We start from the raw sequence: 26,381 nt of genomic DNA, 5'->3' as shown, positions 1-26,381 counted from the left end.
ATGGGTGGTGGTGGGAGTGGTGGCGGTGCGGGGGTGGTGGGGCGGTCGGGGGCGTGGCCGGGTGCGGGGTGCGGTTGTACGGGGTGCGGTTGTACGGGGGCGAGCGTGGGCCGGAGCTAGGGGAGCGGCTCCGCGCGGGGGCCGCCCTGTGCCCACCCGTTCCGCCCTCTGGGCGGCCCAGCTGCCCACAGAGCGGGGGCGGGCACGCGTGCCCGCAGGGTGGCGGTGGCGTGTAGGTGTGGGGGTTTGGCGGCGGGCGTCCGGGGAGCGGTGGAGGCCTCGGCGGGGGCGGGTGGGGCGGGGGCTCTGGGTGGGGGGTGAGGTCTTTGTGACCTGTGGGGTTCTGCTGATGCTGTTGGTGGTGCATCAGGTGTGGTGGACGAATCGCGAGGCCAGGGGTGGGGCTGAGGAGACCGTTCGGGCCTTGGAGAGGGAGTGGGAGGGGCCGGGAGAGAGCGGGGGCGTGCGCACGGGGGCTGGGGTTGGAGTGGAGGGCGAGTCCGGTGGGGGCGGGGGGTCTTCTGGGGACTTGGGCTCCTCGGCGGACTCTGGGTCAGTCGGCTCCTCGGGTGGGTCCGCCGGCGAGGGGGCGGGTGCGGCCTCGGCCGGATCCGGCGGAGGAGGTGGATCCGGGACAACCGGAGGCGGGGCCGGGAGCGGGGGCGAGGGCGGGAAGCAGCGGGTGGGGCCTCCTCGTTGGGATCAGGCCTATGCCGTGATCCGGATTCCGAAGGTGGGCGTGGTGGCGCCTGTCGCTCAGGGGGTGGGGAAGCGGGGCGTGCTGGACAAGGGGTACGTCGGGCATTACCCCGGGACCGCTCAGCCGGGGCAGGCCGGGAACTTCGCGTTGGCCGGGCATCGCAATACGCATGGGGAGCCGTTCCGCTACATCAACCGGTTGCGGGCGGGGGACGAGCTGACCGTCGAGACGCGTGAGGCTGTTTTTACGTACGTGGTGAGTGGGGGTGTGCCGCAGACGTCCGCCCGGGATGTGGAGGTCATCGGGAGCGTGCCGCGCAGTGGGGTCAGGGCGGGGTACGGGTATCGCGAGCCGGGCTACTACCTCACCCTCACCACCTGCACCCCTGAGTTCACGTCGAAGTACCGGCTGGTGGTGTGGGGGAAGTTGGTGCGGATGAGGCCTCGGTGACTAGGTGACTAGGTGACTAGGTGACCAGCGGTGACTGGGTGACTAGCGGAGTGCCGCCGTCACCAGTCCTCGGATCTCCTGTTCCGACACGGATCCGCCGCCCACCAGGCGGTCATAGACCAATCCGTCCACGCAGGTCAGGAGCGTGACTGTACGGTCGTCGGCGGCTTCGACGCCTTGCGTGGCCAGGAATTCGTGGACGGCTTGGCGTGCTGCGTTCTGGCGCGGTACGAGGATCTCCCGCAGCTCGGAGTGGTGCACGCTCTCGATCGCGCACGCGTAGCGCGCGAGGGAGCGCAGCCGTCCGTCGCCCGTGAGCCGTTGCTCGATGAAGGCGGCGAGTCCGGCCACCAGTTCCTCGGCGTTCTGCGGCATCGGCGTCTGTTCCCCGGCGGCCTGGTACTCCGCCCGGCCTCAGTACACCGGCGGCACCCGCGTCCCCGGTGGCGGCTGGCTGGCCCGGATGGACGGGACCGCCCTCGAACGCGAGCTGGGCACGCCCATCGTGGGTATTCCACGGGCCGTACTGCACCAGGTGCTGCGCGCCGCGCTGCCCGCCGAGTGCCTGGTGGTCGGGGCCGAGGTGACGTCCGTCGACCGCTCCGACCCGGGCCGCGTACGGATACCCCTACTCAAGGGCAGCGCCCTGGAGGGAACCCGCGAGACGGACCTGGAGGCGGATCTCGTGGTGGCCGCCGACGGAGTGGGCAGCCGGCTGCGGGCCCAGCTGTTCCCCCAGCACCCCGGCCCGGCCTACAGCGGGTCGACCGTACTGCGGGCCCTCACCGAGCACCCGGTCGCGCTGGCCACCGACTTCGAGCTGACCTGGGGGAAGGGCGCCGAGTTCGGCCACATCGCATTCGCCGACGGCCGGGCGGAGTGGCACGCCGTGCTCAACTCGCCGCCCGGGGTGCGGCATACGGACGCCCTCGCCGCGGTGCGCCGCCGCTTCGGTTCCTGGCACGATCCGATCCCCGCACTGCTCGACGCGACCCGGCCCGATGCCGTCCTGCACCACGACATCCACGAGCTCGCGACGCCCCTGCCCGCCTTCACCGCAGACCGGATCACGCTGCTCGGAGACGCGGCCCACGCCATGACCCCGAACCTCGGCCAGGGCGCCTGTCAGGCACTGGAGGACGCGGCCGTTCTGGCCGCCGCGCTCGCCACCGGGCCCACCGTCGAAGCGGCGTTGGCCCGGTACGACGCCGAGCGCCGGCCGCGCAGCCAGTCCGTCGCACGCGACGCCCGCCGGGCCGGCCGGATGGGTCAGCAACTGGCGCATCCCCTGGCCGTCGCCGCGCGCAACACCGTTCTCCGGCTGGCTCCCTCCGGCGCGACCGTCCGCGCCATCCTGCGGCATGCGGACTGGACGCCACCGGAGCCGCCCCGTGGCCGGTCAATGACGCGTTGAGGAGGCGTTGGGGGACGCGTTGAGTACGAGTTGAGGGTGCGAGTTGAGGACGCGCCACGGGGTGAGGCCTTAGGGTCGCGGGCGTGTCCAGTGATCTTCCCCGTGCCTCGGGTACGTCGCGTGAGCCCCGCAAGTCCCGGAAGCCGCATGAGCCGGAGGTGCCCCAGGTGCCCCATGTGCTTCGGCGGCGGCCTCAGTTGTTGTGGTTGTTGGTGCCCTATGTGCTGTATCTGGGGGCGCTGCCACTGGTGAACCGGGTGCAGCCGGTGGTGCTGGGGCTGCCGTTCTTGTTTGTCTGGTTGTTGGGGGCCACGTTGCTCACGCCCGTTGCCGTGTGGATGACCTGGCGGGGGGATCACAGGCGATGAGTTCCGCAGTGGTGGCTACGTCCATCTTTGGCGCTTTCATGGTGGGGACGGTCGGGCTCGGGCTGCTTGCCATGCGGGGGCGTGGCGGCGGGAGCGGGGGGCTTGCCGAGTGGTCCGTGGGTGGGCGGAGCCTGGGGGCCGTCTTTATCTGGGTGCTGATGGCGGGCGAGGGTTATACGAGTTTCAGTTATCTGGGTGCTGCGGGGTGGGGGTACAACTACGGGGCTCCGGTGTTGTACGTCGTGGCCTACATGTCCTGCGGTTATGCGGTGGGGTACGTCGTCGGGCCGATGTTGTGGGCTTATGCGCGACGGCATTCGCTGGTCGGCATTACGGACATGGTTGCCCATCGGTACGGGAAGAAGTGGGTGGGGGCGGTCGTCGCCGTGCTCGCTTCGGTGTTTCTGCTGCCGTACATCCAGTTGCAGATCACGGGGATGGGCGTGGTCGTTTCGACCATTTCTTACGGGGCGATCAGTCTCAACTGGGCTTATTTCATCGGGTTTGCGGTGACCGTTGGCTTTGTGGTGGTGAGCGGGCTCCGGGGGAGTGCCTGGGTTTCCGTCCTGAAGGACGGGATGGTGATTCTGACACTGGGGTTCCTGGCCGTATATGTGCCCTTGCATTATTTCGGGGGGTACGAGCCGTTCCTGGACCGGGTGGTGGCGGAGAAGTCGGAGTGGCTGACGTTTCCCGGGCACGGGGAGAGCGGGTTCGGGCAGGTGTGGTTCATTACCACGTCTTTCTTGAATTCTCTGACGGTGGTTATTTTCCCGACGACGGTGGCCGGATATCTCGGGGCGCGGTCCGCCGACGGGCTGCGGCGCAACGCGATGTGGCTGCCCGCCTACAACGTGCTGCTGTTCATTCCGATGCTGCTGGGGATCGCGGCGTTGTTCGTGGTGCCCGGGCTCGTGGGGGCCGATTCCAACCTGGCGCTCTTCAAGCTGGTCGTCGACTCGCTGCCGGCCTGGGTGGTGGGGGTCGTCGGAGTTGCCGCCGCGTTGTCGTCGATCGTGCCGATGGCCGTGTTCATGCTGGTCATCGGCACGATGTGGGGGCGCAGCGTGCTTGGGCTCGTACCGAAGTGGCACGGGCGGGAGAAGCTGGCCTCGCAGGTCGTGGTGGTCGTCGCGGGGGCGCTCGCGCTCGTGCTCACGTACACCGCGCCGAACACCCTCGTACGGCTGTCGCTGATCTCGTACGAGGGGATGGCGCAGCTTCTGCCCATGCTGCTGCTGGGGCTGGTGTGGCGGAAGCTGACCCTTGCCGGGGCGTTGAGCGGGCTGGTGGTGGGGGTGGGGGCCGTGTGTGCGCTGGTGTTCAGCGGGCACGATCCCGTGTGGGGCATGAACGCCGGAATTCTGGCGCTCGCACTCAACCTTCTCGTCGCTCTCACCGTCTCCTTCTGCGGGCCGGGCGATCGTGACGAGCGGCCCGACGACGAAGTGCTGGCCCGTGATCCACAGCCGGGCCCACTGGTCAAGGGCGAGGAACTCGTGGCAAGCTGACGCGAGTTGAGTAGTGGAAGACTGTCGCGGCGGGTGCCGGGGCAGTCACGGAGAGAGAGCGGGAGGGGTGGGTGTGATCAGGAAAGCAGGGCGTGCGCGCTATGCGCTGCTGATGTTCTTCCTGCTGACCCAGGTCCTCTTCGACCTCGGCGGCTTCGGCTTCGCGGGCGCTGTCGCGCTCGCCGCGACCGCCACCGCCGGTGCCGCGCTCATCGCCTGCGCGGTCATCTCCGGGCGTACTGTGCCGACAGTGCCGCGTACGAAGGTGCGCACCGCCATCCGCGACCGGGAGCGGCGTACTGCCTTCCTGGCCCAGCGTGACCCCGACGCGGCGGGCAGGCCCCGTCCGCGAGCCCCGGGCCGGCTGTCTCCGACGGCCGCGTAGGGGTAACTGCACGGGACAGCTGCACGGGATAGTTGCACGGTGTAGCTGTACACCTTTGCCGACAGCCCCTCGTGGGTCGTCATACCGATGTTGATTTTTCTCATTCTTCGGTACGACGAGACCCCCGGAGGGCTCTTCCGTGTATTCCCTTTTCGCTTCCCTTGTCGAGTGGCTTGCCGCGCTTCTGGAGCCCGCTTTCGCCGTCTTCGCGACCGCCGCCGCCATTGTCGTCTTTACGATGCTGGTACGTATTGCCTTCCATCCGCTGGCACGGGCTGCCGTACGCGGCGAGAAGGCGCGGGCGAAGATCGCACCGAAACTGGCCGCCGTACGGAAGAAGTACGCGAAGAATCCGGAGCGGATGCAGAAGGAGATCCTGGCGCTGCATACGAAGGAGAAGGTTTCGCCCTTCTCCGGGATGCTGCCCACGCTGGTGCAGCTGCCGGTCTTCTTCGTGATGTATCACGTGTTCTCCTCGGCGGAGGTCGGGGGAAAGGTGAATGAGCTTCTCGGGCACCGGCTCTTTGCTGCGCCGCTCGGGTCGCGGTGGAGTGATGCACTGGCACACGGGGGCGTTTTTGGGGCGCAGGGGCTTGTGTATGTGGGGCTTTTCGTGGTGATGGCGGGGGTTGCCACTTGGTCGTTCCTGCGGGCGCGGCGGAATGCGGCCCATTCCGATGTTCCGCAGCTTCCGGGTGGAGCGGGCGAGGGGGTCGGGGCGGGGCTGGTCAAGTGGATGCCGCTGCTGTCGTTCGGGACCCTGATCTCCGCGATGGTGCTGCCGCTGGCGGCCGGGCTGTACGTGGCCACGACCACCGCGTGGACCGTGGCGGAGCGGGCTTGGCTGCACCGGGAGCAGAAGGGTGCGAGCGAGGTTCCCGTACTGGCGTAGGGCTGACGCGGGGCCGGGGGTGGTCCACGCAGTGGGCGTGGTCTTGCGGAGAGGGCGTCGACCTTGGAGGATCGGACAATTCTCCGGTGGCCGGGCCGCAGCACATCATCAGCGGTCGGGTTGGGCGCGACCTTCGACCACAAGGAGATCAATCGTATGAAGCTGCTGCGTGTGGGAACTGCCGGTTCTGAACGTCCGGCGCTCCTCGACGGCGACGGAGTGACCGTACGGGACCTGTCCGGTGTCGTGGACGACATCGACGGCCTTCTGCTGGCCGATGCCGCAGGTCTGGAGCGGATCCGGGAGGCGGCGCGGGCGGGGACGCTGCCCGTACTGGACGCGGCGGGGCTGCGGGTCGGGCCGCCGCTGGGGCGGATCGGCAAGATCGTGTGTATCGGGCTGAACTACCACGACCACGCGCGGGAGACCGCGGCGCCGATCCCCGAGGAGCCGATCCTCTTCTTCAAGGCGCCGGACACGGTGGTCGGCCCTTACGACACCGTGCTCGTGCCGCGCGGCAGCGAGAAGACGGACTGGGAGGTCGAGCTCGCGGTCGTCATCGGGCGGACGGCCCGGTACCTGGACAGCGCGGAGGAGGGGCTCGCGTGCGTGGCGGGGTACGCGACCTCGCACGACGTCTCCGAGCGGGAGTTCCAGATCGAGCGGGGCGGCACCTGGGACAAGGGGAAGAACTGCGAGACGTTCAACCCGCTGGGGCCGTGGTTGGTGACCGCGGACGAGGTGGCGGATCCGCAGGAGCTGGAACTGAGGCTCTGGGTGAACGGGGAGCTGAAGCAGGACGGGCGGACCGGCGAGCAGATCTTCGGGGTGGGGGAGGTCGTGCGGTACGTGTCGCAGTTCATGACGCTGTACCCGGGGGACGTCATCAATACGGGGACGCCGGCGGGGGTGGCGATGGGGCAGCCGGAGCCGAAGCCTTACTTGCGGGCGGGGGACGTGGTGGAGCTTGAGGTGGGGGGGTTGGGGAGGCAGAGGCAGGAGCTGAAGGGGGCGTAGGGGGGGGCTGGGGCTGGGGCGAGGGGTGCGGCTCCGCGTGGGGGCCGCCCCCTTGCCCACCCTTCCCCAAGCTCTCGGCTTCGCTCGAGCAGGGGAGACCCCACTGCCCCCGGGGGGCGGCCCCGCTGCCCAAGAGGGCTAGGGAGGTAAGGGGCAGGCAGTTAGGGGCGCGGGGAACTGCGCGACCAGCCACGACGCACCCGCACATTGCCCCACTGCCCAGGAGGGCTAAGGGTGGGTGCCAGCGGCCTCAGGTGGGTCAGAGGTGGATGGTGGTGCCCGTGGTGGCGGACTTTTGGGCGGCTTCCAGGATGGTGAGAGCTTCGGCCGCCTGCAGGGCTGTGACCGGCGGGGGCGTCCGGTGGCGGAGGGCTTCGGCGATCGCCTCGTAGTAGGCGGGGTAGTTGCCGGGGAGGGTGGGGACCGGTACACCGCCGCCCGTGAGGGGGGATTCGCCGGAGCCGATGCGGCCCCACATCTCCTTCGCCTCTTCGCCCCAGCCAGAGGAGGGCGAGGGGCGCTTGCCTTCGCGGAGCGCCGCTTCCTGGGGGTCCAGGCCGTACTTCACGTAGCCCGCCCGGGAGCCGAGGACACGGAAGCGCGGGCCGAGCTGGGCGGTGGTCGCGCTCACGTAGAGGTGCGAGCGGACCCCGTTCGCGTGGGTGAGGGCGATGAACGTGTCATCGTCGGCAGCCGCGCCAGGACGCCGTACGTCCGACTCCGCGTACACCTGCGTCACCGGCCCGAAGAGAGTCAGCGCCTGGTCGACGACGTGGCTGCCCAGGTCGTAGAGGAGGCCGCCGATCTCGGCCGGGTCGCCGGACTCGCGCCAGCCGCCCTTCGGCTGCGGACGCCACCGCTCGAAGCGCGACTCGAAGCGCTGTACGTCGCCCAGCTCGCCCTCCGCGATCAGCGCGCGCAGGGTGAGGAAGTCGTTGTCCCAGCGGCGGTTCTGGAAGACGGAGAGGAGGAGTCCGCGTTCGTCGGCGAGGGCCGCCAGCTCGCGGGCCTCGGCGGCGGTGCCGGCGAGCGGCTTGTCGACGATCACCGGCAGGCCGGCGTGCAGCGCGGCCTTCGCGAGCGCGACGTGGGTCTTGTTCGGGGAGGCGATGACGACCAGGTCGAGTTCCCCGGCGCGGGGCCACAGGTCGTCGGCCGAGTCCGCGAAACGTACCTCGGGGAACTCGTCGAGGGCCTGTTGCCTGCGCTCCGGGCTCGACGTGACGACCGTGTCCAGGACCAGGCCGTCGGTTGCGGCGATCATCGGCGCGTGGAAGACGGAACCCGCCAGTCCGTAGCCGATCAGGGCCACCCGGAGGGGAGCGGCAGGGGTGGAGGCGGGTACGGGCGAGACAGGTGTGGGCGTCATGGTTTCCACTTAAACAACGCAGGTGGGGAAGTGCAAAAAGGGAGCCGACAGGGGGCTGATGGAGGGGGTTTTGAGAGCTGTTCGGCCGTATGGGGCGTGGCGCTGCATTCGCAACTGATCCGCATGGCAGGGTCACGGACCATGGCCGGGCGCGGGTGCTCGGCCATGCGTTTGCTCCTTCGCGATCCTGGAGAGGCCAACTCATGCGACTGTGCAGTGCACTTGTACTGGGAGTCACCGCCGCGACGCTCGTACCGGCACCCTCCGCCGTGGCCGGCGGCCTTCTTCCGCAGCGGGAGATGTGTGCGGTGTCCTCTTGGCAGGGGGCGGAGTGCGCGGAGAGCCACCTCCCCCAGGAAGCCGCCGCCCCCCGCCGTATCGGCACCGCTCCCCGCATCGGCACGGCCCGCCGCATCGGCACCGCTCCCCGCGCCGACCAGCAGCAGCCCTCCTGCGGCGACCCCCGGAGCGTCGACTTCCCCCTCGGTACGCGTATCCACGGCGGGCCCGGCACCTACCAGCCCGGCGGCGACAGCGCCGAGTGGTACCTCGACCTCACCAATGACACCGGTGCCGCCTGCCACGACATCCACCCCGTCCTCATCCTCGTGGACCACAGCAGAAACCTTTGGCCCGACCACGTCAGGGCCGAGTTCTACGACACCGCCTCCGACACCTGGCACCCCGTCCCCTTCATCCGTACCGACGAGGACGAGCTCATCGGCGTCTTCGGCACCGGGGGAGGGGACGGGACCCCCGGCTTCACCGTCGGGGCTGGCCGTACGGCGAGCGTGCAGGTGCGGCTCGCGTTCACCGAGGCCGCCCGGCCGAACACCGTCGTCGCCAACACCGCCGTCGTGCAGCGCAAGGGAAAGGACGGCGAATGGGTCGGCCAGTCCGCCGACTACCGGTTCGCCGTCGACCCCAACATCCTCACCGGGGACAGCAGTTACTCGGAAGCGGCCGGGAGTCTGCCCGAGCTCGCACAGTCGGGACCGAGCCTTCTGTTCGGGCTGGGGGGCTCCTCCGTCGCTCTCGTCCTCGGCGGCGGAGCCCTGGTGGCGGGTTCCCGGCGGACGCTGATGCGGACGGCGGTGCGGACGAGGCGGCTGATGCGGACGCCGTATCGGAGCGCTGACGAGCGCTGACGAGCGCTGACGGACGCCGCCGGAGCGCTGACCGGCGCTGCCGAGCGCTCCGGGTACCGAACCGCCCCCGCCCGCCGTCATCTGCGACGATCCCTGACGTGGACTACCCGAACACGCACCACCAGGACCCCGGCGCGCCCGTCCGGTCCGGCATCCCGGAGCACGGACGCATCCCCAAGTACTACGCCGTCAAGGCCCATCTCTCCGACCTGGTCGGCGAGTTGGCGGAGGGCCAGCTGCTGCCCACCGAGCGCGACCTCGCCCTGCGCTACGAAGTCGCCCGCGACACCGTCCGCCAGGCGCTGCGCGAACTGTTGCTGGAGGGGCGGGTGAAGCGGCAGGGGCGTGGAACCGTCGCCGCCGGGCCCAAGCTCGAACAGCCCCTGTCGTTGGCCAGTTATACAGAAGGGGTTCGCAGGCAGGGGCGAAGGCCGGGACGGAACCTGATCGGCCTGGAGCGCTTCCCCTGCCCCGCCCGGCTCGCACCCGACGTCGGGATCGAGCCAGGGGAGCCCGTCTGGCACCTGGAGCGGGTACTGCTCGCCGACAACGAGCGGGTGGGGCTTGAGAGTTGTTACGTCGCCGTGGAGCGCGTGCCGCGTCTCGACGTCGACTTCCAGCCGGACTCCTCCTTTTACGCCTACCTCCGCGAGGGCGTGGGGGTGGGGCTCGGCCGGGCGCACGAACGTATCGAGACCGTCCTGGCCACTCCGCGCGAGGCGCTGCTCATCGGGACGCCGCCCGCGCTGCCGATGCTGCTGATGCACCGGTGGTCGCAGGACGTCGGCGGCCGTCCGTTGGAGCGGGTGCGGATGCTGTTCCGGGGAGACAGGTTCAGCTTCTCCACGCAGCTCCTGACGTAAGCGGGGCTCCGGGGCAGGCTCCGGGGGCAGGCCGATACGGCTTGCGTTGATAACGAGAACGTAACGGGTCTGGTCCATCCTTGGGTGGCTGTTCACCGTGCCGTTGCCATGTGGATCCGGCCGCGTCATCCGTCCCGAGGACTGTTGCCGCCGTGAGAGTCATAGTCGTTGGAGCCGGCGTCGTGGGAACCATGCACGCCTGGCACGCAGTGGAACGCGGCCACGAGGTCGTACAGATCGAGCGCGAGAGCGAGGCACGCGGCGCGAGCCTGCGGAACTTCGGCCAGATATGGGTCAGCGGGCGTGCGGCCGGCGAGGAGCTCGACACCGCGTTGCGGGCCCGCGAGCTGTGGGAGGGCATCGGAGCCCGCATTCCCGCACTGGGCTTCCGGGCCAACGGGTCCCTGACCCCGGTACGTACGGAACTCGAACTCGCCGTAGCGCAAGGGGTGCTGGAGCGGGACGACGCCGCTGCCCGTGGCTACAAGCTGCTGACGGCCGACGAGGCCAGGGCCCTCAACCCCGCCCTGCGCGGCGACTTCCTCGGCGCGCTGTGGTGCGAGCGGGACGCGGCCGTCGAACCCCGTACTGCTCAATTGGCCCTGAAGCAGGCGCTGTTGGCGTCGGGCCGGTACGCCTTCCTCGGTGGGCGCGAGGTGCGGGACGTGGTCGGTGAGGGGGCCGTACGGGACGACCACGGAGTCGTGCACCGGGGAGACACCGTCGTCCTGTGCACCGGAGCGTGGCTCGGCGGGCTCGTGCGTGAGCTGGTGCCCTCGCTGCCGGTGCGGCGGGTGCGGCTCCAGATGATGCAGACCGAGCCTCTCGGCGAGACCCTCACCACCTCGGTGGCCGACGGCGACAGCTTCCGCTACTACCCCGCGTACGCGGGGGAGGCGCTGGACGCCCTCAATGCGGGGCAGGACCAGACGCCGACCGCCGCCGCCCACAAGATGCAGCTGCTGATGGTGCAGAGGCGCGACGGCGGGCTGACCATCGGCGACACCCACGAGTACGAGCACCCGTTCCGCTTCGATGTGGAAGAGGAGCCGTACGAGCATGTGAAGGCCGTGGCGGAGAGCTTCCTGGGGCGTCCGCTTCCGAAGATCCAGCGACGCTGGGCCGGAGTGTACGCCCAGTGCACCGACAAGAGCCGCGTGGTGCACCGGGAGCAGGTGCGCAGTGGGGTGTGGCTGGTGACCGGACCCGGCGGACGCGGGATGACCTGCTCGCCGGCCATCGCCGAGAAGACCGCGAACGAATTGGGCTGGTGAGTATCTCCATGAGCACGACTGTGAGCAGCAACAGGATCGAACTGGTGGTCCTCGACATGGCCGGGACGACCGTCGCCGACGGCGGGCTCGTCGAGCAGGCCTTCGCGGCGGCGGCCGAGCGGCTGGGGGTGGAGCCCGGGTCCGCCGACTTCGAGGAGAAGCTGGGTTACGTACGGGCCACCATGGGCGAGTCCAAGATCTCCGTCTTCCGGCACCTCTTCGGGGACGAGGCGCTGGCGCAGCAGGCCAACGCCGCCTTCGAGGAGGCGTACGGGGAGCTTGTCGACGGGGGCCGGATCGAGGAGATCCCCGGGGCCAGGGAGGCCATCGAGAAGCTGGCCGCCGACGGCCGCACCGTGGTGCTGACCACCGGCTTCGCCCGGGTCACCCAGGACGCGATCCTGGCCGCCCTGGGGTGGCAGGACCTGGTCGGGCTGACGCTGTGCCCGGCCGACGCGGGCGGCCGGGGCCGTCCGTACCCGGACATGGTGCTCGCCGCGTTCCTGCGCACGGGTGCGGTGGCGGGGGTCGGCGATGTCGCGGTCGTCGGTGACACCTCGTACGACATGCTCAGCGGCGTACGGGCCGGGGCGGGCATGGTCGCGGGTGTGCTGACGGGGGCGCACGGGCGGGACGCGCTGCTTGCGCACGGGGCGAGCCATGTGCTCGGGTCCGTGGCCGAACTGCCTGCGATGCTCGTGGAGTTGGGGCGATGAGCAGCGGTATGGGCAGCGGCATACGCTTCGATTCCGTATCGGTTTCGTACGGGAAGAACGTCGTCCTGGACTCGCTGGACCTGACCGTCGAACCGGGCGAGGTGATGGCGCTGCTCGGCCCTTCCGGGTCCGGGAAGACGACCGCGCTGCGGGCGGTGGCGGGGTTCGTACAGCCCGCTTCAGGGCGGGTGTTCATCGGGGAGCGGGACGTCACCGGGCTGCCGCCGTACCGGCGGGGCATCGGGATGGTCGTCCAGCAGTACGCGCTCTTTCCGCACCTGCGGGTGGCAGACAATGTCGCTTTTGGGCTGAAGGCGCAGAAGGTCGCCAAGGCGGAGATCCCGGGGCGGGTCGCGGAGTCCCTGGAGATGACCGGGATGGCTGCCTATGCGCAGCGTTATCCGAGGGAGTTGTCGGGAGGGCAGCAGCAACGGGTGGCGATCGCGCGGGCGTTGGCGATTCGGCCCGGTGTGTTGTTGCTGGACGAGCCTTTGTCAGCGCTTGATGCGCAGTTGCGGTCGGGAATGTTGGCCGAACTGGCCCGGCTACACCGGGAGTTGCCCGACGTTCCCATTCTGTATGTGACACATGATCAGGTCGAGGCGCTGACGCTTGCCGACCGGATCGCGGTGATGGACAAGGCGCGGCTGCAGGACTGCGGTACGCCGCAGGAGCTCTACCGGCGGCCTCGGACGGAGTTCACGGCTTCGTTCGTGGGCAATGCGAATCTGCTGCCGGTGGAGGTGGGGTCGGGGGGAGTCCGGTTCGACGGCGTCGAGCTGAAGGTCTCCACCGAGGGGGCCCGCGAAGGTGCCACGGCGACTCTTTGCGTACGGCCGCACCTGGTGGGGCTCGGGGAAGGGCCCAATGCGCTGCGCGGGAAGATCAGCGAGGTGCAGTGGAGGGGGTCTACGCACCGGCTGTACGTGGATGTGGGGGCGGGGCAGCGGGTGAAGGCGGATGTGCGGGAGCTGCGGGAGACGCCGGTGTTGGGGGACTCGGTGGTTTTGCACTTTGCGTCTGAGGACGCGGTGCTTTTGGGGGCGGGGGTTTCTGGTGGGTGAGGTGGCGTCCGTGGGAGCGGTAGCGGGTGGGGGCCGGGCGGTAGCGAGCGCGGGCCGAACAGGGGGAGCGGCTCCGCCGGGGGCCGCCCCTGTGCCCACCCGTTCCGCCCCCAGGGGCGGCCCTGCTGCCCACAGGGACGGCGGCGGCCCTGCTGCCCGCAGGGGTGGCGGGGGCGGCCCTGGTGTGCGCAAGGGGGGCGGCTTCAAGGGGCAGGGGCGCGGCGTGCCCCGCTGGGTGTGGGCCCTGCCACCGGTGGCAGTGTTGGCGCTTGTCTTTCTTTATCCGTTGGCGCTGGTGGTCCAGCAGTCGATCACGGCGGACAGCGGGGAAGTCTCGTTCGATCCCTACGGGGACGTATTCGCTTCCGAGGTCTTTCGGGAAGCGCTGACCACCACCGTGTGGCTTGCTCTCGGCGCTACCGTCGGGTGTCTTGTGCTCGGGTTCTTCCTTGCGCTGGTGATTGCATTTGTGCCATTCCCCGGCGGGAGAGCCGTCGCGAAGTTCATTGATGTGTTTCTGTCCTTTCCGTCCTTCCTCATCACGCTCGCTCTGCTCTTCATTTACGGGAGCGTGGGCATGGCCAATGGGGTGTGGACGGGGGTGACGGGGGCCGTCGAGGGGCCGTTTCATTTCCTCACCACGCCGTGGGGGGTGCTGCTCGCGGAGATCACGTACTTCACGCCCTTCGTGATGCGGCCACTGCTGGCGGCCTTCTCGCAGATCGATACGGCGCAGTTGGAAGTGGCCTCTTCGCTCGGGGCCCGGAGCTGGCGGATCGTGCGGCAGGTGATCCTTCCCGAGGCGCTGCCCGCGCTCGCCGCCGGTGGTTCGCTAGTGCTGGTGATGTGTCTGAATGAGTTCGGGATCGTGCTCTTCACGGGGGCGAAGGGCGTTACCACGCTGCCGATGCTGGTCTACAGCAAGGCGATCCTGGAGTCGGACTATCCGGCGGCGTGCGTGGTCGCGGTCGTCAACATCGCGATATCTGTGGGGCTTTACGGGATCTACCGGGTGGTGAGCCGTCGTGTTGGTGCATAGCCGGACCGGGAAATGGGCGACCTGGGTCGTCTTCTTTCTCCTCTTCCTGCCGCTCTTCGCGCTGCCGTTGCTGGTGATTCTCGGGGCCTCGTTTTCGACGCACTGGTCGGGGGCGTTTCCGTCCGGGCCGACCGTCGAGAATTACGGGGCCGCCGTGCGCGGCGAGTCGCTGCAGGCGCTCACGACGAGCCTTGTCACCGCCGTCGCCGCCAGCGCCCTCGCGCTGACCTTCGGGAGCTGGGCGGCCCTCGCCGCGGCAGCTCTCCAGAAGGGCGGGAAGAGGGTGCTGGACGCGCTGTTCATGCTGCCGGTGGCCGTGCCTTCGGTGGTGGTCGGGCTCGCGGTGCTCGTGGCTTTCAGCCAGCCGCCGTTCCTGCTCAACGGGACGCGCTGGATCGTCATCCTCGCGCACACCATTCTTGTCACCGCGTTCGCCTACCAGTCGGTTTCGGCCGCGATCCTGCGTCTCGACCCGATGTACGAGCAGGCCGCCGCGTCGCTCGGCGCCAGACCCTCGTACGTCCTGTGGCGGGTGAAGCTGCCCCTTCTGCTGCCGTCTCTGAACGCGGCCGCCGGACTCTGCTTCGCCCTGTCCATGGGGGAGTTGAGCGCCACGATGATGCTCTACCCGCCGGACTGGATGCCGCTGCCGGTGCAGATCTTCACCGCCACCGACCGGGGGTCCCTCTTCACCGGATCGGCCGTCGCGGTCGTCCTCATGGGAACCACGCTGCTCGTGCTGCTCGCGGTCTCCCGCATTCGTACCAAAGCCTCGTTCCGCTGAACGTCACTCCGCTGAACGTCACTCCACAGATGGGGATACGAAACGTCATGCAGCGCACCCTCAAGCCGCTCGCCGCCCTCACCGGCAGCCTCGTCCTCGCAGGCTCCCTCTCCGCCTGCGGCGGGGCCTCCTCCGCCTCCTCCGACGAGAAGATCGTCACCGTCTACAGCGCCGACGGCCTCAAGGGCGAGAAGGGCGACGGCTGGTACGACAAGGTCTTCAAGGACTTCGAGAAGAAGACCGGCATCAAGGTCAAGTACGTGGAGGGCGGCTCCGGCGAGATGGTGCAGCGCGCCGTCCGCGAGAAGTCCCACACGCAGGCCGACGTCATCGTCACGCTCCCGCCGTTCATCCAGCAGGCCGACTCCAAGGGGCTGCTGCAGAAGTACGAGCCGGCCGGCTCCGACCAGGTGAAGGGCGGCGACAAGTCGGGCGAGGGCAAGTGGACTTCGGTCGTCAACAACTACTTCGGGTTCATCAAGAACAAGAAGGAGCTGGCGGGCGACACCCCCAAGACCTGGGAAGAGCTGCTGGACGTCAAGTACAAGGGGAAGGTCCAGTACTCGACGCCTGGTGTGGCGGGTGACGGCACCGCCGTCCTCATCAAGGCGATGCACGACCTCGGCGGCAAGGACGCCGCCATGGAGTACCTGAAGAAGCTCCAGGTCAACAACGTCGGCCCGTCCTCCTCCACCTCCAAGCTCGCACCCAAGGTCGACAAGGGCGAGATCCTGGTGGCCAACGGCGATGTGCAGATGAACTTCGCACAGGCCAAGTCCGCCCCGAATCTCGGCATTTGGTTCCCCGCGAAGGCGGGCGGCAAGCCCACGACCTTCGCGCTGCCGTACGCTGCCGGGCTCGTCAACAAGGCCCCGCACACCGAGAACGGCAAGAAGCTCCTCGACTTCATGCTCGGCGAGGAGGCGCAGAAGGAGGTCAGCTCCGTCGGCGGCGGCTTCCCGGCCCGCGGCGACGTGCAGCCGACCGACGCGAACGCCATCGAACTCACCAAGCTGCTCGATGGAGTTGACGTCTTCCAGCCGGACTGGGCGGACATCGACAAGAACCTGAAGGCGTACGTCGACGCCTGGAAGACCGCCACCGGAAGCTGAACCGATCCCTGCACAGGCGGAGTTGTGCCCGGCCGGAAGCCGGTGCGACGTCCGTCGGTAACCATTCGGCCAAGGTTCACCGCAAGAGTCTGGACCAGTCACCGTTATCACGCAAAGGTAACGGGTCTGGTCCAAATTCTTGTGCGCCTCGATCTCAACAGCCCCGTCCCCGTTGGAGGTTCGCCATGCCCCGAGGTATGTCACGCCGTACCGTGCTCGCCACAAGCGCCACCGCCGCAGCGGCAGCCGCCGTACCGGGAGCCCTCGCCGGGCCCGCCCAGGCTGCTGCCCGCGCCGCCGCCCCCGCCGATGTGCCCAAGCTCCCCCACGGCACCAGCAGAAACAAGGTCCTCTTCGTCGGCATGGACGGTCTGCGCCACGACCGCATCCACGCGGCCAAGGCGCCCACCTTCAAGTCCTTGATGGCTCAGGGCACTTTCGCCACCAGCCTGCTGTACGCCCCGCCGCTCGCGCAGACGTCCTCCGGCCCCGGCTGGTCCACCGTCTCCACCGGTGTCTGGCCCGACAAGCACGGTGTGGTCGACAACAGCTTCAAGGGCAAGAACTACGCCGAGTACCCCGGCTTCCTGGCCCGCCTCCGTCAGGTGCGCCCGGACCTCTCCACCTTCGCGGCCATCGACTGGAAGCCCCTGGACTCCGAGGGCACCGTCACCGCGGGAGCCAGTGCCAAGATCGCCCTGGACGGTGACGCCGACGGGTACGTACAGCACGACGCGACCATCGCCGCCGCAGCGGAGAGCATCCTGCGCGACCAGAACCCCGACGTCTGCTTCATCTACTTCGGCCAGAGCGACATCGTCGGACACAACTCCGGCGCCATGAGCCCCAAGTACCTGGAACAGATCGACCTCATGGACGGCTACGTCGGCGGGATGATCGCCGCGATCAAGGGCCGCAAGTTCTACCACCGCGAGCGCTGGACGATCATCCTCACCACCGACCACGGGCACGCCGACGCAGGCGGCCACGGCGCCCCCTCCATCGAGGAGCGCCGGGTCTTCACCCTCGCCCAGGGCCCGGGTGTCCCGGTGGGCGCCAAGCCGGTCAACGCCCGGCACGTGGACGGCGTCGCCACCGTCTTCCACGCGCTCGGCATCACCCCCGACCCGGCGTGGGGGCTCGACGGAAAGCCCCTCCAACGGCCTTTCGCCGACGGCTTCGACGCCTCGTACCCGCTGCTCAAGGCGGCCGTCGACGAGACCGGCACCCCGGCGTCGGTGCTCGGCTTCACGCACAGCCCGGCGGGCGGCTGGAGCATCGACAACTCCCGGATGCCGGCGACCGGCGTCGAGGAGTGGCGGGGCTGGAGCCTCACCACCGACGAGTTCTGGACCAGGGCGGACAAGAGCCAGAACCGCGAGAACTTCACCAGGGGGCGCGGTGTGATCGCCGTCGCCGACGCTGACGAGTGGGACGACAAGGGCAGCCCGAGCACCACCGGCGAGTTCGACTCGACGCTGGTGTCGCCCGCGTACCGCATCTCCCGGAAGTCCTCCGTCACGCTGACCTTCTTCAGTCACTACCTCCAGGACGGGCCGCAGCGCGGTGACGTCCTGGTGTCCTTCGACGGCGCCGCCGACCAGCTGGTCAAGACGTACGCCGCCGATGCGAGGAACACCGCCGAGAAGCTCACCGTCCCGGTGCCGGACGGCGCCCGCACGGTCCGCGTCAAATTCCGGCTGCGCGACGCCCGCAACAACTGGTACTGGGCCGTGGACAACGTCCAACTGGGCTGAGACCAGGCCTTGTTGACCGAAGTAAGTACGGCAAGGAAGTACGGCAAGGAAGTACGGCACGGTCCCCCGTCCCACGCACCACCTTCCCCCTCCTGGAGAGAGACATGTCCTCCGGCATCTCGCGCCGCGCAGTCCTCCTCGGTGCCGCCGCCGTCGCCACCGCGGCCGGCCCCCTCGCCTCCGTCACCCAGGCCGCCGCCGCCGGGCGCACGGCCCGTGCCGCCAAGATCCCCAAGGTCCTGGTCATCGGGCTCGACGGGGCGATGCTCCGCCGCATCAAGGACGCCGACACGCCGAACCTGGACGCGCTGATGGCGTCCGGCGTCACCGCGCCGTCCAGCATCTACACCAACCCGATGGCGCCGACGAGTTCGGGCCCCGGCTGGTCCACGCTGATCACCGGTGTGTGGCCGGACAAGCACAAGGTCGTCAACAACGAGTTCACCGGCGCCGACTTCACCACCTACCCCGACTTCCTGACCCGCGCCGAGAGGGCCAACCCCGCACTCAAGACGTACGCGGTGGCGTCCTGGAACCCGGTCACCGACCTCATCTTCTCCGCGAAGGTCGACGAGCGCGTCTCCACCCCGGAGGCCGAGTACGACGTCGGTACGACGAAGCGCGCGGTCGCCAGGGTCAAGACGGACGTCGACGCGGTCTTCGTCCACCTCGACAACGTCGACCACGCGGGCCACGCAAGCGGCAACGCCAGCCAGGCGTACCTCAACGCGCTGCACGGCGTCGACGCCCAGGTCGGCGAGATCCACGCTGCCGTCAAGTCCCGTGCCACGTACGGGAACGAGGACTGGCTCATCCTCGTCACCGCCGACCACGGGCACACCGCGACCGGCGGCCACGGAGGCAACTCGTGGGACGAGCGCCAGACCTTCCTGATCGCCACCGGGGCGGGGCTGCCCGCCGGCGTCACCCGGTACGACGTGTTGATGCCGGACGTCGCCGTCTCCGCCCTCGTCCACCTCGGGATCCCCCTCGACCCGGCATGGAAGCTTGACGGGCGGGCCGTGCAACAGCCCGTCACCGACTCCTTCGACTCGCTGCGCGGCACGCTCCAGAAGGCCGTCGACGAGAGAGACATCGGCGCCGACGTCCTCGGCTTCACGCACGTCGCGCCCGCCGGCTGGTCGGTCGACAACGCGAGGATGGGCACCGGCGGCGTCACCGAGTGGCGCGGCTGGTCCTTCACCACCGACGAGTTCTGGACCAAGGCCGAGAAGGGCCAGGAGCGCGAGCTCAACGTCCGCGCCCGGGGCGTCTTCGCGGTGTGCGACGGCGACGAGTGGTCCGACAAGGCGTGCACCGGGACCTTCGATTCGACGCTGGTCAGCCCGGCGTTCCCGGTACAGGCGGGCCGCCCGGCCACGCTCACGTACACCTCGTACTACCGGCACGAGGCCCCGCAGAAGGCCGAGGTCCTCGTCTCGTACGGGGGTGGGGCGCCGGCCGTCGTGAAGACGTACACGGCGAACGCCTCGTCCCGGGTCGAGACGATTGTGCTCCAGGTCCCGGCCGGGGCCACCACCGCCCAGGTCCGCTTCCGCTACACCGGCGGCAACAACTGGTACTGGACGATCGACGGCGTCCACATCACCGCCTGAGGTTGGGGCTTACTCACATTAGGCTGGGGGCGTGCACAGGGTTGTGCGCGCCCCTTGTCTTCATGTGTACGCACGGCGGGAGTCCCACCAGATGGCAGAGCGCAAGCCGATCGAATCCTGGCTCACCGACATGGACGGAGTCCTCATCCACGAGGGCGTCCCGATCCCCGGTGCCGACGCCTTCATCAGGAAGCTCCGGGACACCGGAAAGCCGTTCCTGGTACTCACCAACAACTCCATCTACACCGCCCGTGACCTGCACGCACGCCTCGCCCGGATGGGGCTGGACGTGCCGGTGGAGAACATCTGGACCTCCGCGCTCGCCACCGCCCGGTTCCTGGACGACCAGCGCCCCGGCGGCACCGCGTACGTCATCGGCGAGGCAGGACTGACCACCGCGCTGCACGACATCGGGTACGTGCTCACCGACCACGAGCCGGACTACGTGGTGCTCGGCGAGACCCGTACGTACAGCTTCGAGGCCCTCACCAAGGCGATCCGGCTGATCAACGGCGGCGCCCGCTTCATCTGCACCAACCCCGACGAGACCGGCCCCTCCGCCGAGGGCCCGCTGCCCGCCACCGGCGCGGTCGCCGCGCTGATCACCAAGGCGACCGGCAAGGACCCGTACTTCGCGGGCAAGCCCAACCCGCTGATGATGCGCACCGGCCTCAACGCGATCGGCGCGCACTCCGAGTCCAGCGCCATGATCGGCGACCGGATGGACACCGACGTGCTGGCCGGCCTGGAGGCGGGCATGGAGACGTTCCTGGTGCTCACCGGGCTGACCGGCAAGGACGACATCGACCGGTACCCGTTCCGGCCGTCCACCGTCGTCGACTCGATCGCGGACCTGGTCGAGCGCATCTGACGCGCATCTGACGGCTCCGACGACGCCGCAGGGGCCCGTACGGCGCAGTGACGGGCCCCTGCGGATGCGGAACCTCGCGTACGGGTGAATCTTCGAAGTACCAGGAGGTTCACCATGCGCTCATCGCATCTCACTCTGTGTGCGGGTGCGGCACTCGCGGCGGTACTCGTCCCCGCGCCCGCCGCCCTCGCCGCAGTACCGGCCGTCCCCGCGCCGGTCACCGTCACCAACAACGAAGAGAACCGCAACGTCACCGTCACCCCGTCCACCATCGCGGCCGGCGGGGAAGTGGATCTGCGGGTCCACATCTGCAACGGCAAGAAGGCCGTCGGCACGTCGGAGGCGTTCTCCTCGCCCGCGTACTTCAACCCCGCGGCCGACGGCGGCCTGTTCGCCGAGGCGCGCATCCGCTCCGACGCCCAGGGGCGCGACTACGGCATCCACGTCAAGTGCGAGGACGGCGACGGCAGCGCCAGCGGCAACGTCACCGTCGTCCACCACAGGACCGAACCGACCGCCCCCGTCCGCGCGGGCGGCGGCGGCACCGCCCTGGCTGCAGAGTCCGACGGCCCCGGCACCTCGCACACCCTGATCGGCCTCGGCCTCGCGGCCGCCGCCGCCATCGCCATCGCCGGCCGCTCGGCCCGCCGCCGCAAGCGCCTTTAGGGGCGCGGGGCTGTGTCGAATCTGCGGCTCCGCCGCGTGGGCGCGACCAGCCACAACGAACCCGCACGAAGGCAACAAACCCGCCCGAAGGGAGCCCCGCAGCAATGAGCTCCGACCAGACCGCTTCCGGCAAAGGCCGGATGCTCACCGGCATCGCCTGGGCGGTGCTGCTCCTAGGACTGTGGCTGTGGGGCCGCGACCTCACCAACGGCCCGAGCGGCAACGCCGCTCCGACCACCGGTGACGTGGCCGCGGTGGGACGCCCACTGCTGCAGGTCGAACTGCCCGACGCGCACGAACCGGTCACGGGCGTACGCCCCGGCCGCCTCGACGTCCCCTCGCTCGGCATCAAAGCGCCGGTCAGCGCGCGCGGACTCGACGCCGGAGGTGCGGTCGACCCGCCGCCGTACGAGCAGCCGCGCGAGGTCGGCTGGTACCGGAACGGCACCCGCCCCGGAGCGAGCGGAGTCGCCCTGTTCGTGGGGCACGTCGACACCAGGAGCAAACCGGCCGTGTTCTACGGCCTCAGCTCCGCCCGTCCCGGCGAAAAGATCAAGATCACCGGGGCGGACGGAACAGTCACCGAGTTCACCGTCGAAGACGTCCAGGTCTTCAGCCGCGACAAGTTCGACGCGAAGAAGGTCTACGGACCCCGCGAGGACGGCCGCGCCGAGCTGCGCCTGATCACCTGCGGCGGTACGTACGACCACAACGCCCGCTCCTACACGGCCAATGTGGTCGTCTCCGCCTATCTGACGGGCGTCACTCAGGCCCCGGCGGTCGCCGGTGCCGAGTCTTGAGAAGACGCAGCCTGAGAGGACGCGGCCCGAGCGGGGGCGGGTGATCCGGCCCGCTTCGTGGCACGCAGCCCAAGACCGCCGAAGACCGCCGCGAACACGGCCCACAGCAGCACCTGCGACCCGAGCGACAGCACCCGGAAGTCCCACAACAGCGTTGCGGGTACGGGGACTTCGTCCGGATTGCCGGGCAGCAGGAACAGTACGGCGAGGGTGGCCGCCCCGATCAGGAACACCGCCCCGTGCCGCACCGGGTCCGCCTTGCCCGCCAGGCGTACGTACACCTGCCAGGCCAGCAGCATGCCCAGGACCGAGATGACGACGGCGGCCAGCCACAGCGTCTGGCGCTCGCCGACGGTGTTGGCGTCGCCGACGCCGGGCGGGGCTGCCGGGTAACGCAGCCCCGGCAGCAGCGCGACCGCGACGAACGCGGCGGCGCAGAACGCGAGGGCCCGCGGCCACGCCCGTACGAGGAAGCCGGTACGGCGGTGCACCAGCGCATAGGCGACCGCGAACAGCGCGCCCAGGGCCAGGCCGGCGACGACGGCCGTGACGACCAGGCCGAAGTGCTGCTGGGAGCGGGAGAACAGTTCCTCGTGGTGCTCCGCGACGGCGCCCGCCGCCGCGTGCGCGTGCTCCGCCGCCTCCGCCTTGGCCGAACGCGCCTCTTCGAGGACGATCGCCCTGTCCATCACGGGTTCGGCGAGCAGCAGCGAGAACAGGCCGGTGACCAGGCCTGCGGCCCCGCCCGCCGCGAGACCGCGGCCGAGCAGGGGAAGTACGGGACTCGGGTTGTTCATGGTGCGTACGGCCCCGATCAGTGGCAAGGGGCACCGAAGAGGTGCCGGCCGTCGTGCGAGAACTCGTGCAGGTAGCTGCCGGTCGCGGAGATGATGTGGCCGTTGTCCATGAACACGGCGTACAGCGCGATCAGGGCCACGATCACCGCGGCGGCCAGGATCATCAGATCCCGGGTGCGGGTGGTCGCGGCAGCCAGGTCGGTGGTCTGTGCGGACTGCTGGGCAGACACGGACATGTCGGGTGAGCCTCCTTCTGGGGTTTCCACGCCCCATGGCAGGAGGACGACGGGTCAGTTCCTGACTCCCACAGCCGCATGCGGCAGCTGTGGTCACAGTGGCGGGACCGCCCCGGAATCGCACCGGAGTTCCTGCTTACCGTCGCCTCGAAGTGTGGAGTTGTCCTCCGGAGAGTCCCAGCCTGGCAGTGCACTGTCAATACGCCCCAGGGGGGCGCGAGAACGCTCAGGGGGGCGTGAGAAGCACCTGGCCCGGCCGACTGCTCGCTCCCCCCGGAGCCGTCGGCCGGGCCGGTCCTCGACCGCGCGCGCACGAACTGCGGGAGAAGCCCGGCGCCGTCGCGGGAGGTTCTGGAGAAACCAACTCGGAACTGCGGGCCGGGGGCTGGGGCCGCCCTCCCACTCTAGAGGGCTCAAGCTCCGTTCTCCATAGGGGAATTGACGCAATGTCACAGCAAAGTCGCTGCGGGTGTAGCCCCAGTTGTCCCCACCGCGTCAGCGAGAACCGTTTTCTCCGCTCTTGTCCTGGGTGCGGGGCGTCCCGCGGGACTCCTTACGGGATTCCTTGCGGGGTTCCGTACGCGGCTTCGCACGGACCGCCTCCGAGTCCAGCGTCCCCTGTACCAGCTCCAGCGCCACCTCCGACAGCGCCAGCTGATTCCGGCGTGCGTACGACCGCATCCCGGCGAACGCTTCGTCCACCGAGACCGCCCACCGCTCGGCGAGCATCCCCTTGGCCTGCTCCAGGCGCACCCGGCTGGTCAGCGCCGACTGGAGCTGCCCGGTGAGCAGCTCGCTCTGCCGGATGGTGCGCTGCTGGAGGATGCCGATGGTCGCGGCGTCCGCGAGGGCCTGCGCCAGCTCCACGTCACCGGGCCCCAGCTCCAGCCGGGGCGTGGTGACGAACAGGTTGAGGGCGCCGATCACCGTGTCGCGCAGCCGCAGCGGGATCGCGTACGTGGCGTGGAAGCCGTACTCCCGGGCGCGCGGAGCGAACACCGGCCAGCGCTCCAGGATCTCCGCGGTGTCCAGGGAGACCGGCAGAACGGTCGTACGGCTGTGGAAGCAGTCCAGGCAGGGGCCCTCCTGGTGCTGGATCTCCAGCAGGTCGAGCAGCCAGGCGCGCTCGTCGGACGACGCCGCGGTCTGCAGCTGGCCGCGCTGGTTGACCAGCATCAGCCCGGCGGCCGACACATCGAGCAGCTCGACGCAGCGGACGGCCAGCCGTTGCAGAAACTCGATCACGTCGAAGTCGTCGACCAGAGTGTCGGCCAGCTCGACGAAAGCCGTCGCGATCTTCTGTTCGCGCACGTTGCTGTCCATGCCTGTCACCCACATCTGTCATGCTGCCGGGCGGGGCGCCCGGGGCGCTTCCCATGAGTCATCGTGTCGATTCCGATCCGTCGCCGTCGCGCAGCGCCCCGTCGGAGGTGAAGCGCAGCCGCCGCGCCACCACATCCCTGGCTACTTCCAGGATGGGCGCTTCGGCGGCGTACGCATAAGCCCGCAGCCGTACCAGGGCCGCCGCGGGGGGCACGCCGAGCCGGACCGAGATCATCCCGGTGGCCTGGTGCACCTCCGCCCGGTACAGGGACGCGTCCGCCGCGAGCCAGCTGCCGGTGCCGGGTCCCGCGCTCTCCGTACTGCCCAGCAGGGTCAGGGTCAGCGCGTCCGCGAACACCAGCAGGTTGGCGAGCGACTCCTGGTCCAGCGGGGCGGGGTCGGCCCGGTGACAGGTCAGGACCCCCACCAGGATCGCGCCGATCTGCAGCGGTACGGAGAACACCGCCCGCACCCCGAGCATCTCGGCGGCGGGCAGGAAACCGGGCCAGCGCTCCCGCGAGACCAGCCCCAGGTCGCCCTCCAGGACGAGCCGGCCGGTGCGCAGCGCGTCCGTGCCGGGCCCCTCGCCGAGAGTGAACTGGAGATCCTCCAGCGCCACGCTCGCGGACCCCGAGAACCACACCGGTTCGCCGCTCTGCTGCGTGGGGGTGCCGCGGGAGAGCGTGACGGCAAGCCCGTCCACTCCCAGGGCCTCGGAGCAGTGGCGGGCGAAGGACTCGTCGAGTCCGGCAGTGCGGCGGACCGCCAGCTCGTCGAGCAGGGCGGCCATACGGGTGCTGACCACGCACTCCCTCCGAGGGTGCTGTCCGGGTACTGCCAAGTGTGTCGGAAGTGTGCTGCGAAGAGGATAGAAGTGTGTCCTTCGGACCGCCTCATCGTATCCGGATGCCCCCGAACGGGCTGGTTGAACGCGGTGCAACAGGTTCTCGACGAAGCAGGGCACGCCGCGTGGGGGCGGGGCCCGGTGTGTCAGGATTGGATTCGACCGGATCTGTCCGGGCAGGGGCGCCTGGGGGGCTGCCTCGGAATTTCTTTCATCTTCGAGACGGTCACCTTCGAGAGCTTTCGAGAAGGTCGGTCTTCGCAAAGGCGCCCAAGGGGGAGTCGATGTACGGCAGTTACAGCGGACGAGTGCGAGCAGTGGGAGCGGTCGCGGTGGGGGCCGCGCTGCTCCTGACCGGCTGCACTTCGGGCGGCGAAGGGGGCGACGGCGGGAGTGCGGGGAAGAATCCGCCGGTCTCCCAACTGCCCAAGGGTGACGACCCGTACTGGGTCAATCCGGACGCCAAGGCGGCCAAGGCGCTCGCCGACGAGGACGACAAGGGCAAGCAGGACCTGATCAAGAAGATCGCCCAGCAGCCGGCCGGCGAGTGGCTGATCCCGGAGAACGCCAAGGAGCAGGCCAAGGGCTTCACCGAGGCCGCCGCCCAGGCCGACCGCGAGGCGATCCTGGTCGTCTACAACATCCCGCACCGCGACTGCGGCAACTTCTCCGGCGGCGGCGCCGCCGACGGCAACGCCTACCGCGCCTTCGTCAAGGAGGTCGCCGAGGGCATCGGCGACCGCCCGGCCACCGTGATCCTGGAACCGGACGCGGTGCTGCACATGGTCGACAAGTGCACCCCTGACAAGTTCCACGAGGAGCGCTACGACCTCCTCAAGGGCGCGATCAAGACCCTCAAGCAGCAGCCGAAGACCAAGGTCTACCTGGACGCGGGCAACGCGGGCTGGGGCAAGCCGGACCAGATCTTCGAGCCGCTGAAGTGGTCGGGCGTCGACGCGGCCGACGGCTTCTCGGTGAACGTGTCGAACTTCTACACCACCGAGGAGAGCAAGAAGTACGGCAAGGAGCTCTCCGCGAAGGTCGGCAACAAGCCGTTCGTCATCGACACCAGCCGCAACGGCAACGGGCCCTGGACCGGTGGCAAGCCCGAGGAGCGCTGGTGCAACCCGCCAGGACGCGCCCTCGGCGAGGCGCCCACCACCGCGACCGGTGACCCGCAGGTGCACGCGCTGCTGTGGATCAAGCGCCCCGGTGAGTCGGACGGCGACTGCAAGGGCGGCCCGCAGGCCGGCCGCTGGTTCGCGGACTACGCGGTGGAGCTGGCGAAGAACGCCAAGTAAGTGACGCAACAAGTGCCAGGTAAGTGACGCAATGAGTAAGGGGCGCCCTCCACGGAGGGCGCCC

General features: G+C 69.5%; 25 protein-coding genes, 2 pseudogenes and 1 riboswitch. Of the genes and pseudogenes, 21 read left to right on the top strand and 6 right to left on the bottom strand.

Annotated features, from left to right (window positions below):
- The first annotated feature begins 292 nt into the window (after positions 1-292).
- A complete protein-coding gene (locus tag AB0D18_RS03005) occupies positions 293-1,150 on the top strand; it encodes a class E sortase (protein ID WP_362411693.1) in 858 nt (285 codons plus the stop codon).
- A 42-nt stretch (positions 1,151-1,192) separates the two neighbouring features.
- Here AB0D18_RS03005 and AB0D18_RS03000 read toward each other — a convergent pair.
- Positions 1,193-1,519: pseudogene (locus tag AB0D18_RS03000) on the bottom strand (TetR family transcriptional regulator C-terminal domain-containing protein); the annotation flags it as partial.
- A gap of 34 nt (positions 1,520-1,553) precedes the next feature.
- On the opposite strand from AB0D18_RS03000, the pseudogene AB0D18_RS02995 reads away from it, so the two are divergent.
- From AB0D18_RS02995 to AB0D18_RS02970, 6 genes and pseudogenes are all read left to right on the top strand, one after another.
- A pseudogene (locus AB0D18_RS02995) lies at positions 1,554-2,564 on the top strand (FAD-dependent monooxygenase); the annotation flags it as partial.
- 206 nt (positions 2,565-2,770) lie between these two features.
- A complete protein-coding gene (locus AB0D18_RS02990) occupies positions 2,771-2,932 on the top strand; it encodes a DUF3311 domain-containing protein (RefSeq protein ID WP_362412148.1) in 162 nt (53 codons plus the stop codon).
- The gene (locus AB0D18_RS02985; protein WP_362411690.1) at positions 2,929-4,443 is read left to right on the top strand and encodes a sodium:solute symporter family protein; all 1,515 of its coding nucleotides are present in this window, start codon (positions 2,929-2,931) and stop codon (positions 4,441-4,443) included. The genes AB0D18_RS02990 and AB0D18_RS02985 overlap by 4 nt, the downstream gene beginning before the upstream one ends.
- 112 nt (positions 4,444-4,555) lie before the next feature.
- Entirely contained in the window at positions 4,556-4,828 is a 273-nt protein-coding gene (locus tag AB0D18_RS02980; RefSeq protein ID WP_362412145.1) for a DUF6412 domain-containing protein, read from the top strand.
- Positions 4,829-4,967: 139 nt separating this feature from the next.
- On the top strand, positions 4,968-5,720 hold the full coding sequence (locus AB0D18_RS02975) for a YidC/Oxa1 family membrane protein insertase (protein ID WP_362411687.1): 753 nt from the start codon (positions 4,968-4,970) through the stop codon (positions 5,718-5,720).
- A 156-nt stretch (positions 5,721-5,876) separates the two neighbouring features.
- On the top strand, positions 5,877-6,737 hold the full coding sequence (locus tag AB0D18_RS02970) for a fumarylacetoacetate hydrolase family protein (RefSeq protein WP_362411684.1): 861 nt from the start codon (positions 5,877-5,879) through the stop codon (positions 6,735-6,737).
- 259 nt (positions 6,738-6,996) lie between these two features.
- Here the strand turns inward: AB0D18_RS02970 and AB0D18_RS02965 are convergent, their stop codons facing one another.
- Complete coding sequence (locus tag AB0D18_RS02965) at positions 6,997-8,106, bottom strand: Gfo/Idh/MocA family oxidoreductase (RefSeq protein ID WP_362411681.1); 1,110 nt, start codon at positions 8,104-8,106, stop codon at positions 6,997-6,999.
- Positions 8,107-8,309: 203 nt separating this feature from the next.
- Between AB0D18_RS02965 and AB0D18_RS02960 the strand changes: the two genes are divergently transcribed.
- From AB0D18_RS02960 to AB0D18_RS02900, 13 genes are all read left to right on the top strand, one after another.
- Complete coding sequence (locus tag AB0D18_RS02960; RefSeq protein WP_362411678.1) at positions 8,310-9,254, top strand: hypothetical protein; 945 nt, start codon at positions 8,310-8,312, stop codon at positions 9,252-9,254.
- Between the two features lie 98 nt (positions 9,255-9,352).
- Positions 9,353-10,117 (top strand): GntR family transcriptional regulator, encoded by a 765-nt coding sequence (locus AB0D18_RS02955; protein WP_362411675.1) that lies wholly within the window; start codon positions 9,353-9,355, stop codon positions 10,115-10,117.
- Between the two features lie 152 nt (positions 10,118-10,269).
- Entirely contained in the window at positions 10,270-11,391 is a 1,122-nt protein-coding gene (locus AB0D18_RS02950; protein WP_362411672.1) for a TIGR03364 family FAD-dependent oxidoreductase, read from the top strand.
- A gap of 8 nt (positions 11,392-11,399) precedes the next feature.
- The gene (locus AB0D18_RS02945; RefSeq protein WP_362411669.1) at positions 11,400-12,107 is read left to right on the top strand and encodes a phosphonatase-like hydrolase; all 708 of its coding nucleotides are present in this window, start codon (positions 11,400-11,402) and stop codon (positions 12,105-12,107) included.
- Positions 12,104-13,171: an ABC transporter ATP-binding protein gene (locus AB0D18_RS02940; RefSeq protein ID WP_362411666.1), complete on the top strand. Its 1,068-nt coding sequence runs from the start codon at positions 12,104-12,106 to the stop codon at positions 13,169-13,171. The genes AB0D18_RS02945 and AB0D18_RS02940 overlap by 4 nt, the downstream gene beginning before the upstream one ends.
- A 184-nt stretch (positions 13,172-13,355) precedes the next feature.
- Positions 13,356-14,210, top strand: coding sequence for a 2-aminoethylphosphonate ABC transporter permease subunit (locus tag AB0D18_RS02935; protein WP_362411663.1), 855 nt, complete (start codon positions 13,356-13,358; stop codon positions 14,208-14,210).
- Positions 14,197-14,994: an ABC transporter permease subunit gene (locus tag AB0D18_RS02930; protein ID WP_362411660.1), complete on the top strand. Its 798-nt coding sequence runs from the start codon at positions 14,197-14,199 to the stop codon at positions 14,992-14,994. Before AB0D18_RS02935 ends, AB0D18_RS02930 begins: the two co-directional genes overlap by 14 nt.
- Positions 14,995-15,041: 47 nt before the next feature.
- Positions 15,042-16,106 carry a 2-aminoethylphosphonate ABC transporter substrate-binding protein gene (locus AB0D18_RS02925; RefSeq protein ID WP_362411657.1) on the top strand — a complete coding sequence of 355 codons (1,065 nt, stop codon included), beginning with the start codon at positions 15,042-15,044 and terminating at the stop codon, positions 16,104-16,106.
- 185 nt (positions 16,107-16,291) lie between these two features.
- A complete protein-coding gene (locus AB0D18_RS02920; RefSeq protein ID WP_362411654.1) occupies positions 16,292-17,863 on the top strand; it encodes an alkaline phosphatase family protein in 1,572 nt (523 codons plus the stop codon).
- A 104-nt stretch (positions 17,864-17,967) separates the two neighbouring features.
- Positions 17,968-19,479 carry an alkaline phosphatase family protein gene (locus AB0D18_RS02915; protein WP_362411651.1) on the top strand — a complete coding sequence of 504 codons (1,512 nt, stop codon included), beginning with the start codon at positions 17,968-17,970 and terminating at the stop codon, positions 19,477-19,479.
- A gap of 91 nt (positions 19,480-19,570) precedes the next feature.
- Positions 19,571-20,350: an HAD-IIA family hydrolase gene (locus tag AB0D18_RS02910; protein WP_362411648.1), complete on the top strand. Its 780-nt coding sequence runs from the start codon at positions 19,571-19,573 to the stop codon at positions 20,348-20,350.
- Between the two features lie 114 nt (positions 20,351-20,464).
- Entirely contained in the window at positions 20,465-21,016 is a 552-nt protein-coding gene (locus tag AB0D18_RS02905; RefSeq protein ID WP_362411645.1) for a hypothetical protein, read from the top strand.
- Between the two features lie 104 nt (positions 21,017-21,120).
- A complete protein-coding gene (locus AB0D18_RS02900) occupies positions 21,121-21,816 on the top strand; it encodes a class F sortase (protein WP_362411642.1) in 696 nt (231 codons plus the stop codon).
- Here AB0D18_RS02900 and AB0D18_RS02895 read toward each other — a convergent pair.
- From AB0D18_RS02895 to AB0D18_RS02880, 4 genes are all read right to left on the bottom strand, one after another.
- Positions 21,783-22,613, bottom strand: coding sequence for a CbtA family protein (locus AB0D18_RS02895; protein WP_362411639.1), 831 nt, complete (start codon positions 22,611-22,613; stop codon positions 21,783-21,785). The genes AB0D18_RS02900 and AB0D18_RS02895 overlap by 34 nt on opposite strands.
- Before the next feature lie 17 nt (positions 22,614-22,630).
- Positions 22,631-22,849: a CbtB-domain containing protein gene (locus AB0D18_RS02890; RefSeq protein WP_362411636.1), complete on the bottom strand. Its 219-nt coding sequence runs from the start codon at positions 22,847-22,849 to the stop codon at positions 22,631-22,633.
- 34 nt (positions 22,850-22,883) lie between these two features.
- A riboswitch (cobalamin riboswitch) is annotated at positions 22,884-23,046 on the bottom strand.
- A gap of 298 nt (positions 23,047-23,344) precedes the next feature.
- Positions 23,345-24,172 carry a GAF and ANTAR domain-containing protein gene (locus AB0D18_RS02885; protein WP_362411633.1) on the bottom strand — a complete coding sequence of 276 codons (828 nt, stop codon included), beginning with the start codon at positions 24,170-24,172 and terminating at the stop codon, positions 23,345-23,347.
- A 58-nt stretch (positions 24,173-24,230) separates the two neighbouring features.
- Entirely contained in the window at positions 24,231-24,977 is a 747-nt protein-coding gene (locus tag AB0D18_RS02880) for a GAF and ANTAR domain-containing protein (protein ID WP_362411630.1), read from the bottom strand.
- Positions 24,978-25,300: 323 nt separating this feature from the next.
- Here AB0D18_RS02880 and AB0D18_RS02875 point away from each other — a divergent pair, with 323 nt between their 5' ends.
- Positions 25,301-26,317, top strand: coding sequence for a glycoside hydrolase family 6 protein (locus tag AB0D18_RS02875; protein ID WP_362411627.1), 1,017 nt, complete (start codon positions 25,301-25,303; stop codon positions 26,315-26,317).
- The last annotated feature ends 64 nt before the right edge of the window (positions 26,318-26,381 follow it).

Source organism: Streptomyces sp. NPDC048442, from assembly GCF_040651475.1.
In the GTDB taxonomy this organism is placed as follows: Bacteria; Actinomycetota; Actinomycetes; order Streptomycetales; family Streptomycetaceae; genus Streptomyces.
Note: the sequence above shows the minus strand (reverse complement) of the source record. Positions and strands in the feature narration are given on the sequence as shown.

Excerpts from the sequence above, each read along its gene's own strand:
- AB0D18_RS02985 (WP_362411690.1), top strand. The coding sequence starts at position 2,929 with ATGAGTTCCGCAGTGGTGGCTACGTCCATCTTTGGCGCTTTCATGGTG.
- AB0D18_RS02980 (WP_362412145.1), top strand. The coding sequence starts at position 4,556 with ATGTTCTTCCTGCTGACCCAGGTCCTCTTCGACCTCGGCGGCTTCGGC.
- AB0D18_RS02970 (WP_362411684.1), top strand. The coding sequence starts at position 5,877 with ATGAAGCTGCTGCGTGTGGGAACTGCCGGTTCTGAACGTCCGGCGCTC.
- AB0D18_RS02965 (WP_362411681.1), bottom strand. The coding sequence starts at position 8,106 with ATGACGCCCACACCTGTCTCGCCCGTACCCGCCTCCACCCCTGCCGCT.
- AB0D18_RS02960 (WP_362411678.1), top strand. The coding sequence starts at position 8,310 with ATGCGACTGTGCAGTGCACTTGTACTGGGAGTCACCGCCGCGACGCTC.
- AB0D18_RS02945 (WP_362411669.1), top strand. The coding sequence starts at position 11,400 with ATGAGCACGACTGTGAGCAGCAACAGGATCGAACTGGTGGTCCTCGAC.
- AB0D18_RS02940 (WP_362411666.1), top strand. The coding sequence starts at position 12,104 with ATGAGCAGCGGTATGGGCAGCGGCATACGCTTCGATTCCGTATCGGTT.
- AB0D18_RS02925 (WP_362411657.1), top strand. The coding sequence starts at position 15,042 with ATGCAGCGCACCCTCAAGCCGCTCGCCGCCCTCACCGGCAGCCTCGTC.
- AB0D18_RS02920 (WP_362411654.1), top strand. The coding sequence starts at position 16,292 with ATGCCCCGAGGTATGTCACGCCGTACCGTGCTCGCCACAAGCGCCACC.
- AB0D18_RS02915 (WP_362411651.1), top strand. The coding sequence starts at position 17,968 with ATGTCCTCCGGCATCTCGCGCCGCGCAGTCCTCCTCGGTGCCGCCGCC.
- AB0D18_RS02910 (WP_362411648.1), top strand. The coding sequence starts at position 19,571 with ATGGCAGAGCGCAAGCCGATCGAATCCTGGCTCACCGACATGGACGGA.
- AB0D18_RS02905 (WP_362411645.1), top strand. The coding sequence starts at position 20,465 with ATGCGCTCATCGCATCTCACTCTGTGTGCGGGTGCGGCACTCGCGGCG.
- AB0D18_RS02900 (WP_362411642.1), top strand. The coding sequence starts at position 21,121 with ATGAGCTCCGACCAGACCGCTTCCGGCAAAGGCCGGATGCTCACCGGC.
- AB0D18_RS02895 (WP_362411639.1), bottom strand. The coding sequence starts at position 22,613 with ATGAACAACCCGAGTCCCGTACTTCCCCTGCTCGGCCGCGGTCTCGCG.
- AB0D18_RS02890 (WP_362411636.1), bottom strand. The coding sequence starts at position 22,849 with ATGTCCGTGTCTGCCCAGCAGTCCGCACAGACCACCGACCTGGCTGCC.
- AB0D18_RS02885 (WP_362411633.1), bottom strand. The coding sequence starts at position 24,172 with ATGGACAGCAACGTGCGCGAACAGAAGATCGCGACGGCTTTCGTCGAG.
- AB0D18_RS02875 (WP_362411627.1), top strand. The coding sequence starts at position 25,301 with ATGTACGGCAGTTACAGCGGACGAGTGCGAGCAGTGGGAGCGGTCGCG.